Here is an 11,820-nt window from a genome sequence, read left to right as displayed (position 1 = left end):
ACCTCGCCCTCGCATCATGACCACAAGACCGCGATCACAGGCCCTGACCTGCCCGAACACGGCCTTGTGCAACACCCTTTAGGGGGTGTTGCGAATGTCCCGCACAGCACCCGTGGCGCCCGGCACGCGCCCTCGCCGCACCGGCCAAAGGCCCTAGTAGCTCAGCTACGAGAGCCTTCGTCCGGCACGCCGAGGCCACGCACCGAACACCGCGGGCACCGCACAGGACTTTCGCAACACCCCCTAGCCCGCCTGCCGGGTCCGGGGCAGGGGCAGCGGCGGCAGCGCGGGCCGATGGAGCCAGGCGTCGAACACGTCGTCCAACGGCTCCGCCGCGAAGCGGGAGGCGTGCGACGTGAAGGTCGTGGTGGTCACCGCGCCGCCCCGGTGCAGGCCCGCCCAGCCGCGCAGCATCCGGAAGAAGGCCACGTCACCCATCGCGCAGCGCACCGCGTGCACCGCGAGACCGCCGCGTTCGTAGAGCCGGTCGTCGAACATCGACTTGCGGCCCGGGTCGGCGAGGCGCAGGTCCTGCGGCAGACCCGACAGCAACCGGTGCGCGGCGGCGGCCAGTTGCTGGGCCGTACGCCCGCCCGACCGCTCCGACCACAGCCACTCCGCGTACTTGGCGAAGCCCTCGTTCAGCCAGATGTGCCGCCAGTCCGCGATCGAGACACTGTTCCCGAACCACTGGTGGGCCAGCTCATGGGCGACCAGCCGCTCCGAACCCCGCGCCCCGTCCACGTGGTTGGCGCCGAAGAGCGACAACCCCTGTGCCTCGACGGGCACATCGAGCTCCTCCTCGGTCACCACGACCGCGTACTCGTCGAACGGGTACGGACCGAACAGCTCCTGGAAGACCTCCATCATCTGCGGCTGGCGCGCGAAGTCCCGCGAGAACTGCGGCAGCAGCTGCGCCGGGATGTGCCCGTGCTGCGGCACCCCGCCCAGCCCCGGATCGCCCAGCAGCACCGTCTGGTACTTCCCGATCGACAGCCCCACCAGATAGCTGGACGTCGGCGCGGACTGCTCGTACACCCACGTCGTCGTGGACGCCTTCGTCGTCCGGGTCAGCAGCCGGCCGCCGGCCACCACCGCGTACGCGGACGGCGTGGTGACCGAGATCTGGTACGACGCCTTGTCCGCCGGCCGGTCGTTGCACGGGTACCAGGACGGCGCCCCCACCGGCTGGCTCGCCACCAGCGCCCCGTCCTCCAGCTCCTCCCAGCCGAGCCCGCCCCACGGACTGGCGACCGGCTTCGGGTTCCCCGACCAGTGCACCTCCACGGTGAACGCGGCCCCCGGCCGGATCGGCTTGGCGGGCTTGAGCCGCAGCCGCCCGCCGCGGTGGGTGTAGTGCGGCTGGCGGCCGTCCAGCCGGACCCGGCCGATCCGGAAGTCCGCCAGGTTCAGCATCAGCTCCGTGAGCGGCGCCCGTCCCGCTATGGCGTTGATCCGGGCCGTCCCGGACAGCCGGTTCGGCCCCGGCCGGTAGTCCAGCGCGAGTTCGTACCGGTGCACCCGGTAGCGCGCGTCACCGTTGTCCGGGAAGTACGGGTCCGCACCCGCCGCCTGCTGAACCGCCACTGCCTCTTCTGCTCCCTGCGCCGTGCCGTCACCCAGTACACCGTCGCCCATGGGAACCGGGTGACCCGCGCTCAAGGACGCCATGCCTCGATCGGATTGCCGAGCCAACGGGTGTCGTCGGGAACGGACTCCGCGGCCATGACGAGCGACGCGGGACCCAGGGTCGTACGGGCCCCGATCGTGCTGCCGGGCAGCACGATTCCGCCAGGACCCAGCGTCGCGCCCTCACGGAGAACAACAGTATCCGTCCGCAAGATCCGGTCGTGGAAGAGGTGGGTCTGGAGCACACAGCCCCGGTTCACCGTCGCCGCGTCCTCCAGTGTCACCAGATCCGTCTCCGGGAGCCAGTAGCTCTCCACCCAGACACCCTTGCCGATCCGCGCGCCGAGGCCGCGCAGCCAGGCCGTCATCACCGGCGTACCCGGCACCGAGCCCGCCAACCACGGCACCGCCACGACCTCGACGAACGTGTCCGCCAGCTCGTTGCGCCACACGAAGCCGCTCCACAGCGGATGCTCCCCGCTGCGGTGCCGCCCCACCAGCAGCCACTTCGCCAGGACCGACAGCCCGCCGGCCAGCAGACCCGCCGCCAGCAGCACCGCGCCGGACAGCGCCCACGCCCACCCACCCAGCGCGCACAGCGCCGCCACCGTCAGCACCGCGACACCCGCCGAGCAGAACACCGGCACGATCCGGAACAGCTCCACCGCGCCGCGCGCCCACAGCAGCCGCGCCGGCGGGTCGTAGGTACGGCTCTGGTCGCCGCCGGACGCGCTGCGCGGCAGCCGCACCGGCGGCAGACCCAGGTACGAACTGCCCTTCTTGGCCTTCTTCGGCGTCGCCGACAGCACCCCGACCAGCCCGCCGTCCGGCACCGAGCGGCCCGGCGCGGTCATCCCGGAGTTCCCGAGGAAGGCCCGCCGCCCGATCTCGGCCCGCCCGATCCGCATCCAGCCGCCCCCCAGCTCGTACGGCGCGGTCAGCGTGTCGTCGGCGAGGAACGCGCCCTCACCGACCGTGGTCAGGCTGGGCAGCGCCAGCACCGTCGACACCTCGGCGCCCCGCCCGATCCGCATCCCCAGCAGCCGCAGCCACACGGGGGTGACCAGCCCGGCGTACAGCGGGAACAGCACCTCGCGCGAGCGGTCCATCAGCTGGGTGACCGTCCACGCCTGCCAGCCGATCCGGCTGTGCGTCGGATGCGTGCCCTCCCGGAGCCCCAGGCTCAGCAGCCGCACCGCGACCAGGATCAGCAGCGCGTACGCCAGCCCGAACGCCAGCGTCGCCGGGACCAGCGCCGCCGCGGCACCCGCCAGCGGCGCGTCCGGCGTGAAGAACTCACGGCCCACCAGCAGCGCCGCCCCGCCCGCCAGCACCGGCAGCGCGGTCAGCGCGAACCCCGTCAGGCCGTACATGACCCGCCAGTACGTGCCCTTGCGGGGGCGCTCCTTGGGCCAGTTCCGCTTGGCCTTGCCCAGCTTGACCGCGGGCGCGCCCGCCCAGCGCTGCCCGGTCGGGATCTGCCCGGTCACCGCGGAACCCGGCGCGACCTCGGCCCGCTTGCCGACCCGGGCGCCCGGGAAGAGGATGCTGCGCGTCCCGACGACGGCGTGCGCGCCGACCCTGACCGCGCCGATCTCCAGCCGGTCACCGTCCAGCCAGTACCCCGACAGGTCCACCTCCGACTCGACGGCCGCGCCCCGGCCCAGCTTCAGCAGCCCGGTCACCGGCGGAAGCGAGTGCAGGTCCACGTCCGGGCCGATCCTGGCGCCCAGCGCCCGCGCGTACCGCTCCAGCCACGCGCCGGTCAGCCCGGTCGCCCCGCTGAACTCCGCCAGCCGCTCGGCGGCCCACAGCCGCAGATGCACGCCGCCGCCCCGGGGATGACGGCCCGGCCGCACCCCGCGCAGCAGCAGCCGCGCCCCGCCCGCGCCGATCGCGAGCCGCCCCGGCGGACTGAACAGCAGCGCCCCCAGGGCCCCCAGCAGCCACCAGGAGGCGCTCGGCAGCCAGGCGTACGGCAGCAGGTTCCCGAGCGCCGCGAGGACGACCGTCCAGCGCAGCCCGAGCAGGGTGAACAGCGGCACCAGGACCAGGAGCTGGATCACCTTCGCGCGCAGCGGCACCGGTGCGACCTGCCGCTCGGCGGTGTCCTCCGGCCCCGACTCCTCCAGGCGCCGTGCCAGCTTGCGCAGCACGGGCTGCTGGTAGATGTCCAGGACAGCCGCGTTCGGGTAGCGGGAGCGCAGCCTGCCGGTGAGCTGCGCGGCGGCCAGACTGCTGCCGCCGATCGCGAAGAAGTCGTCGGCGGCGCCGCTCACCGGGATGCCGAGGACCTCGGCCCACTGCTCGGCGAGCCATGCCTCGGTGCCGTACAGCTCCTCGGCCGGGCCGCCCGTCTCCAGCCCCTCCAGGGGCCAGGGCAGCGCGTCGCGGTCCACCTTGCCGCTGGTCCGGGTCGGCAGCTCCGCCACCGGCGCGAGCAGCGGCACCAGGGCCGCGGGCAGCTCGGCGCGCAGCTCGCGGACGGCCGCCGCCTGGTCCCAGCCGTCCTGTGCGACGAGGTACCCGACGAGCAGCTGGTTGCCGCTGCGCGCGGTCCGTACGGCCGCCGCCGCCCCGGCGACCCCGGGCAGCGCCTGGAGCGCCGCGTCCACCTCGCCCAGCTCGATCCGCCGGCCGCCCAGCTTGATCTGCTCGTCGGCCCGCCCGAGGAAGACCAGCCCCTCGGGTTCCGCCTTGACCAGGTCCCCGCTGCGGTAGGCCCGCTCCCAGCCCAGGGACTCCAGCGGCGCGTACTTCTCCGCGTCCTTCTCGGCGTCCAGGTACCGGGCGAGCCCGACCCCGCCGATCACGAGCTGACCGCTCTCGCCCATCCGCACCGGCCGCCCGGCCTCGTCGACGACCGCCAGCTCCCAGCCGTCGAGCGGCAGCCCGATCCGGATCGGCTCGGCACCGCTCATCAGCGCGGCGCAGGCCACCACGGTCGCCTCGGTGGGCCCGTAGGTGTTCCAGACCTCGCGGCCCTCGGTGACCAGCCGCTGCGTCAGCTCGGGAGGGCAGGCCTCACCGCCGAAGATCAGCAGCCGGACGTCGTTGAGGGTCTCCGGCTCCCAGAGCGCGGCGAGCGTGGGCACCGTCGAGACGACCGTGATCTCCTGCTCCACCAGCCACGGCCCGAGATCGGCGCCGCTCCTGACCTGCGAGCGCGGCACCGGCACCAGACAGGCCCCGTACCGCCACGCCAGCCACATCTCCTCGCAGGACGCGTCGAAGGCGACCGACAGGCCCGCCATGACCCTGTCACCCGGACCGATGGGCTCCTCGGTCAGGAACAGCGCGGCCTCCGCGTCCACGAACGCGGCGGCGTTCTCGTGGGTGACGGCGACGCCCTTGGGCTTGCCGGTGGACCCGGAGGTGAAGATGATCCACGCGTCGTGCCCGGCCCCGGGGCGCGCGGCCGGCACGTCGGCGCGGCCCGTGACGGTCAGCGCGTGGCCGGCGCCGATCACCGCGCGGACCTCCGCCTCCCCGAACACCAGCTCGGCCCGCTCGTCGGGGTCCTCGGCATCCACCGGCACATAGGCGGCACCGGCGGCCAGCACGGCGAGGATCGCCACGTACAGGTCGTTGGTGCCCGACGGCACCCGCACGCCCACCCGGTCGCCGAGACCGACCCCGGCCTCGCCCAGCGTGCGCCGCAGCCGCTCGACCTCGGCGGCCAGTTCCCGGTAGGTCAGCCGGACGACCCCGTCGTCGAGCGCCGGCTCGTCCGGGCAGGCGCGGGTCGTCGCGTCGAGGATGTCCACGAGGGTGCGCGGAGAGGCCGCGTGTCCCCCGGAGAAGCGTGCCGTGTCACCGAACCGTTCGCGGATCTCGTCGTCGAGCAGATCGAGAGCACTGCTCTCGTGTGTGGCTGCCATCCGGTCCTCGCGTCTCGATCCCGGAGACCTGGAAGGGCCCCGGGGCGCTGGCGGGCCCGCAGGTCTGCCTGGGGTTGTCCGGCTCCAGCTCCGTAACAAGCCGGAAATTTTAGTACGACGCTAGGTCCGTGCCCTTTGGACAGCCACCGGAAAGGGCCTTCCGGGTGGTGTGCCGGGGCCCCGGCACACCGGATGACCTGCTGATCAAGGCTCCGGACGAGACATCCCCCACATCGTCCGGAGCCCCGATCACGCCGTCCTTCGAGTCAACTCCCGCGGTCAGGCGTACGTTTCGAACTCCGCGACCTGCGGGACACCGGACGAGCCGGTGATGCTGAAGGTGAGCTTCTTCAGCGAGACCGAACCGAAGGAGATCGTGCCCGCCCCGCTGCCGGAGGCGAGGACCGCGCCCGTGTCGGCGTTCAGGAGCTGCCAGGACCCGATCCGGCCCGCGCCCGCCGAGGTCTCCTTGATGACGGCCTTCGACACGGCCGTGGCCGCGCTCCACTTGATCGAGACGGAGCCGGTGGAGCCGCTGGGCGACCAGTAGGTGGCGGTGTCGCCGTCACGGACGTTGCCGTAGCTCGTGCCGTCGGCCTTGCTGGAACCGTCGGAACCGGCGCCGATGCTGAGGTTGGTGCCGCTCGTCGCCGTGGCCGTCGGGGTCGCCGTGGGCGTGGTGGTGGGAGTGGCGGTGGACGTCGGCGTCGGTGTCGTCGCTGTGCAGCTCCCGTCCGACACCGCCAGCCCGGTCCCGGCGCCCGCTGTCCTGCTCACGATCGAGGGCACGCAGGACGCCTGGTCGAGCGTGTACGAGTACGGGATGGACACGGTGGTGTTGGACACCGGGTCCGGGCCCGCCGGGTTGTTCTCGTCGCCCGCCGCCGACCAGGTCACGTTGTCGAAGACGTTGCCGCTGACCTGCCAGTACCCGGCCAGGTCCGTGTAGAAGGTGCCGAGGACGTCCTTGGAGTCCTCGAAGTAGTTGTTGTCGACCTTCGCCTTGGCGCCGGCCCGGGAGTTGATGCCGGACTCGTTCAGGCTCAGGTAGTGGTTGTTGTACATGTGGGCCGTGCCGCCGCGCAGCAGCGGGGCGCGGGAGTCGATGTTCTGGTACAGGTTGTGGTGGAACGTGACGTAGCTGCTGGTCAGGTCGCTGTCACTGGAGTTGATGAGCCCACCGCGGCCCGAGTTGCGCAGGGTGCTGTACGACAGCGTGACGTACTGGGTGTTGGCCTTGAGGTCGAACAGCCCGTCGTAGCCCGCGGACTCGCCGCCGGACGCGATCAGCGAGACGTGGTCGACCCAGACGTTGTGGACGTCGCTCTCCATACCGATGGCGTCGCCGCCGTTGGAGGTGGGGGAGCCGGACTTCTTCACGTTCTGGACGGTCACGTTCTGGATGACGATGTTGCTCGACTCCCGGACGTGGATGCCGAGCTGGTCGAAGACGGCCCCGCTGCCGACCCCGACGAGCGTGACGTTGCTGATCTGCTTCAGCTCGATCACGTCGGCGGCGGTGTTGCAGCTGTCGCCGGAGACCTTGGTGGTGTTGCCGTGGTTGATGGTCCCCTCGACCTCGATGATGATCGGGGTGCTGCTGCTGGCCCTGCCGCACAGGGCCTGGTGGATCTGGGTGCCGGTGGTGGCCCGCACGGTCGTGCCGCCGGCCCCTCCGGTCGTCCCGCCGTTCTGTGTCGCGTAGCCCGTGGCGGCCGGGGTGGCCGCGGAGGCCTCCGGTATCAGCAGCGTGGCCCCGGCCGTGACGGCCAGGCTCAGTCCGGCCAGCGCGGCGTACAGCCGGGGTGCGCGTGCGTGTGCTCGTCTCATCCGCTCGATCCCTGTTTCGTCCCTGAAGAGGGGTGCTGGATGGTGCCGTTTCAGGGCGTAGTGGCCGCGGAGGGGCCCGAGGTTGCCGACCCCGGCGGGAAAATTCCGTGAAGGCCGGGCCAGGTCGTGAGCACAGCAAAAAACCCCTGCTCAGCAGGGGTTTTCAGTGGTGTCCGAGGGGGGACTTGAACCCCCACGCCCGATAAAGGGCACTAGCACCTCAAGCTAGCGCGTCTGCCATTCCGCCACCCGGACAAGGTGTCTGTCGGGCGGGGTTTCCCCCGCGGCGACAGAGGAAACATTACCAGGCTTTCGAGGTGCTCCGATCACCCCCTGTTCCGTCCCCGTCCCGGCGTGAACGGTGTGTGACGGGCGGGGCCCGGTCTTGGGGTGCGGCCGGTCGGAGAGAGAGGATGAGGGAACCACCAGCAGTGAGACCGGGAGGAAGCAGCGTGAGCGGGACGGACACGGCCAGGCGCGTCACCGGCGAGGACGAGGTCGTGGACCTCTGCCGCGAGCTGATCCAGATCGACACCAGCAACTACGGCGACCACTCGGGACCCGGTGAGCGCAAGGCGGCCGAGTACGTCGCCGAGAAGCTCGCCGAGGTGGGTCTCGAACCCCAGATCATCGAGTCGCACCAGGGCCGGGCCTCCACGGTGGCCCGGATCGAGGGCGAGGACCCCTCCAGGCCCGCGCTGCTCATCCACGGCCACACCGACGTCGTCCCGGCCAACGCGGCCGACTGGACCCACCACCCGTTCTCCGGCGAGATCGCGGACGGCTGCGTGTGGGGCCGGGGCGCCGTCGACATGAAGGACATGGACGCGATGACCCTCGCGGTCGTCCGCGACCGGCTGCGCAGCGGCCGCAAGCCCCCGCGCGACATCGTCCTCGCCTTCCTCGCCGACGAGGAGGCGGGCGGCACGTACGGCGCCCGCCATCTCGTCGACAAGCACCCCGGGCTCTTCGAGGGCGTCACCGAGGCGATCGGCGAGGTCGGCGGGTTCTCCTTCACCGTGAACGAGAACCTGCGCCTGTATCTGGTGGAGACCGCCCAGAAGGGCATGCACTGGATGCGGCTGACCGTCGAGGGCACCGCCGGGCACGGCTCCATGACCAACAACGACAACGCCATCACCGAACTGTGCGAGGCCGTGGGGCGGCTCGGACGCCACACCTGGCCGGTGCGGGTCACCAAGACCGTGCGGTCCTTCCTGGACGAGCTGTCCGACGCCCTCGGCACCGAGCTCGACCCCGAGAACATGGACGAGACCCTCGCCAAGCTCGGCGGCATCGCCAAGATGGTCGGCGCCACGCTCCGCAACTCCGCCGCGCCCACCATGCTCGGCGCCGGCTACAAGGTGAACGTGATCCCCGGGCAGGCCACCGCCCACGTCGACGGGCGCTTCCTGCCCGGCTACGAGGAGGAGTTCCTCGCCGATCTCGACCGCATCCTCGGCCCGCGCGTGAAGCGGGAGGACGTGCACGGGGACAAGGCGCTGGAGACCGACTTCGACGGCCGGCTCGTCGACGCCATGCAGAGCGCCCTGAGCGCCGAGGACCCGATCGCCCGCGCCGTGCCCTACATGCTCTCCGGCGGCACGGACGCCAAGTCCTTCGACGACCTCGGTATCCGCTGCTTCGGCTTCGCACCGCTCCAGCTGCCGCCGGAGCTGGACTTCGCGGGCATGTTCCACGGCGTGGACGAGCGGGTTCCGGTGGACGGGCTGAAGTTCGGCGTGCGAGTGCTGGACCGCTTCATCGACGCCTCCTGACGACGCCTCCTGACGACGCCTTCTGGCGTCGGCCGGGCTTATCGGGCGCGCGTACGAGTGCGACTGAGAAGAGTGAATGTGCTCATACGCTCGTAGCTCCATTACTCCCTCCTCGTTACAGGTGATGCGATCGGCAACACGAGATCGCATTTGCCAACAAGGAGGAATAATGATCAAGAAGGTCGTCGCCGCCGCGGCTGCCACGGGTGGCCTGGTTCTCGCTGGCGCGGGCCTCGCTGTCGCCGACTCGGGTGCCCAGGGTGCCGCCGTGCACTCCCCGGGTGTCCTGTCCGGCAACGTCGTTCAGGTCCCGGTTCACGTTCCCGTGAACGTCTGCGGCAACACCATCTCGGTGATCGGCGTGCTGAACCCCGCCTTCGGCAACACCTGCATCAACAAGTGACGCCGACCCTCTGAGGGTCGTTTCACGACCGTCGGCCCCGGAGCGCGCGCCATGCGCTCCGGGGCCGACCGGTCTTTTCACCAGCATTGCAGGTCGGAACCGAAGGCAGGGGGGAATTCAGGAATGCGACAGGTCACCCGCAAGGGCCTGATGACCGTGGCGGCGGCCACCGGCGTGATCGCCGCGGCGGGCGGTACCGCGCACGCCGACTCCGGGGCGAGCGGCGCCGCGTCGAACTCGCCCGGCGTGCTGTCGGGCAACACGGTCCAGGCGCCGGTGCACGCGCCGGTCAACGTGTGCGGCAACACGGTCGACGTGGTCGGGTTGCTGAACCCGGCGGCGGGCAACGCGTGCGGCAACCGGAGCGGGCACTCCGGCGGCTACGGGCACTCCGGCGGCGGCTACGGGGATTCGGGCGGCGGCCACGGACACTCCGGCGGCGGTTCGTCCTCGGGCGGGCACGCGAGCGATTCGCCGGGCGTCGGCTCCGGCAACCACGTCCAGGTGCCGGTGTACGTGCCGGTCAACGTCTGCGGCAACAGCGTGGACGTCATCGGGATCGGCAACGCCGTCACGGGCAACGACTGCGGCAACGGGCCTGACGGAGGCCACCCGGGCACTCCGCCCGGCGGTGGCGGCCACACCCCGCCCCCGGGAGGCCCGGACCAGCCGGGGAACCCGGGGAACCCGGGCCATCCGTCCAACCCGGGGAACCCCGGGAACCCGAACAACCCGGGGAACCCCGGGAATCCGGACAACCCGGGGAACCCCGGGAATCCGGACAACCCGGGTACGCCCGGGAACCCGTCCAACCCCGGCAACCCCGGTCAGCCGGGCAACCCCGGGACGCCTGGCAATCCCGGCACGCCGGGCACCCCTGGGAACCCGGGTCAGCCCGGCACCCCCGGCAACCCGTCCAACCCGGGCGCTCCCGGTAATCCGGGCACGCCGGGCACTCCCGGTAACCCCGGCACCCCGGGCAACCCCGGTACCCCCGGCCAGCCGGGAACGCCGGGCAACCCCGTGGAGCCGGGCCTGCCCGGAACCCCCGGTGCTCCGCCCGCCTCGGGCGACCTGACCCCGGGCGGTCCGGTCGGTGCCAGCCACCCCGGTTCCCGGTCCGTGACCCAGCCCCTGGGCAGCGCCCAGCTCGCCGAGACCGGCGCCGGCCTCCCGATGGGGATGGGGCTGGCCGGTGCCGGCGCGGTGCTGGCGGGTGCGGTGATCTACCGCCGGGCACGCGCCGCGTGACCGGTAGGACGCACAACGGAGCGGGCCCCGCCTCGGCGGGGCCCGCTCCGTTCGCTCCCTGGCCTCATCTCACCAGGTGGCGCGCACCTGGCGGATGATCCTGCGGCGCAGCCGCACCTTGCGGCTTCCGTCACGCAGCAGGCTCAGGCGGTCCAACTCCCAGTGTCCGTACTCGGCATGGTCCGTCAGCAGACGTGCGGCGTCCTTGCGGGAGACCCCGCGCGGTACGTACACGTCGACAAATTCGTATTCCGGCATCGCATCTATTGTGCGGGCTGGGGCCCGGTACGGATAGCGTCTGCACTATGTCTGATGCTGTGCAGCCCACCGCTGCCGAGGTACGCGCCGCCGCCGAGGCGGTCAAGACCGCGCTCGACCGCCATCTGGCCGCGGTCGAACGCCGGTCGGGCGAGGACGACCCGGCCGTCTACGAGGCGTTCAACGAGCTCGCGGCGGCCGCCGAGGCGTACGACGAGCTGCTCTACGACCGCTACGACGAGGTCACTCCCTTCGAGATCCCGGGCACGGAGGACTCCCTCCCGCCGTACGCCGGTCCCGAGGAGCCCAACGCGGTCAGCGTCCTCATCCGCCGCGACTACGCGGTGGCCGAGCCGCAGCGGCTGCTGGCCCAGGCCCAGCGGATCGAGGCGGCGGACTACGAGGACCACGCGGAGGCCTCCGGCACGGTGCACGGGGCGCTGGGGCTGCTCTTCGGCGAGTTCGAGCCGGACGAGATCGCCTCGCGGCACAAGGAGTTCGGGCTGGAGGAGGGCGACTCCACGCTGTGGGTGACCGCGGCGGAGGACCCGGCCGAGCCGGGGGAGTGGCTGGAGGCGCCCTTCGAGTCGGTCGACGCACAGCAGGTCGTGTGCCGCTTCGACGTCAGCGCGGTCTTCGACGACGACGAACTCGACGAACTCGACGAGATCGACGAGATCGACGAAGCCGAGGATGTCGACGAGGACGTCGACGAGGTCGAACTGGACGACGACGAGGACCTGGAGCCCTTGGACGTCGAACGCTGAGAGCCGGCGCCGGCAATGGCGAC

8 protein-coding genes and 1 tRNA gene are annotated in these 11,820 nt (G+C 71.9%); 4 read left to right on the top strand and 5 right to left on the bottom strand.

Features of this window, described 5'->3' with window-relative positions:
- Positions 1 to 243: 243 nt before the first annotated feature.
- From ACIPSE_RS45770 to ACIPSE_RS45755, 4 genes are all read right to left on the bottom strand, one after another.
- Positions 244 to 1,587 (bottom strand): M1 family metallopeptidase, encoded by a 1,344-nt coding sequence (locus tag ACIPSE_RS45770; protein ID WP_401675849.1) that lies wholly within the window; start codon positions 1,585 to 1,587, stop codon positions 244 to 246.
- Positions 1,588 to 1,658: 71 nt separating this feature from the next.
- On the bottom strand, positions 1,659 to 5,510 hold the full coding sequence (locus tag ACIPSE_RS45765; RefSeq protein ID WP_401675848.1) for a Pls/PosA family non-ribosomal peptide synthetase: 3,852 nt from the start codon (positions 5,508 to 5,510) through the stop codon (positions 1,659 to 1,661).
- A gap of 279 nt (positions 5,511 to 5,789) precedes the next feature.
- Positions 5,790 to 7,340, bottom strand: a complete 1,551-nt coding sequence (locus tag ACIPSE_RS45760) for a polysaccharide lyase family 1 protein (protein WP_401675846.1) — start codon at positions 7,338 to 7,340, stop codon at positions 5,790 to 5,792.
- Between the two features lie 167 nt (positions 7,341 to 7,507).
- Positions 7,508 to 7,595, bottom strand: a tRNA-Leu gene (locus ACIPSE_RS45755).
- 197 nt (positions 7,596 to 7,792) lie between these two features.
- Between ACIPSE_RS45755 and ACIPSE_RS45750 the strand changes: the two genes are divergently transcribed.
- The 3 genes from ACIPSE_RS45750 to ACIPSE_RS45740 all read left to right on the top strand — a co-directional run bounded on the left by ACIPSE_RS45750 (position 7,793) and on the right by ACIPSE_RS45740 (position 10,772).
- Positions 7,793 to 9,118, top strand: a complete 1,326-nt coding sequence (locus ACIPSE_RS45750; protein WP_401675845.1) for a M20/M25/M40 family metallo-hydrolase — start codon at positions 7,793 to 7,795, stop codon at positions 9,116 to 9,118.
- A 169-nt stretch (positions 9,119 to 9,287) separates the two neighbouring features.
- The gene (chpH, locus tag ACIPSE_RS45745; RefSeq protein WP_401675843.1) at positions 9,288 to 9,521 is read left to right on the top strand and encodes a chaplin ChpH; all 234 of its coding nucleotides are present in this window, start codon (positions 9,288 to 9,290) and stop codon (positions 9,519 to 9,521) included.
- Positions 9,522 to 9,644: 123 nt separating this feature from the next.
- The gene (locus tag ACIPSE_RS45740; protein ID WP_401675841.1) at positions 9,645 to 10,772 is read left to right on the top strand and encodes a chaplin family protein; all 1,128 of its coding nucleotides are present in this window, start codon (positions 9,645 to 9,647) and stop codon (positions 10,770 to 10,772) included.
- A gap of 69 nt (positions 10,773 to 10,841) precedes the next feature.
- Here the strand turns inward: ACIPSE_RS45740 and ACIPSE_RS45735 are convergent, their stop codons facing one another.
- Positions 10,842 to 11,030, bottom strand: a complete 189-nt coding sequence (locus ACIPSE_RS45735; protein ID WP_388806787.1) for a DUF5703 family protein — start codon at positions 11,028 to 11,030, stop codon at positions 10,842 to 10,844.
- Positions 11,031 to 11,077: 47 nt separating this feature from the next.
- On the opposite strand from ACIPSE_RS45735, the gene ACIPSE_RS45730 reads away from it, so the two are divergent.
- Positions 11,078 to 11,797, top strand: a complete 720-nt coding sequence (locus ACIPSE_RS45730; protein WP_401675839.1) for a hypothetical protein — start codon at positions 11,078 to 11,080, stop codon at positions 11,795 to 11,797.
- Positions 11,798 to 11,820: the final 23 nt, after the last annotated feature.

Source organism: Streptomyces sp. NPDC090106 (assembly GCF_044747265.1).
Taxonomy (GTDB): Bacteria; Actinomycetota; Actinomycetes; order Streptomycetales; family Streptomycetaceae; genus Streptomyces.
Note: the sequence above shows the minus strand (reverse complement) of the source record. Positions and strands in the feature narration are given on the sequence as shown.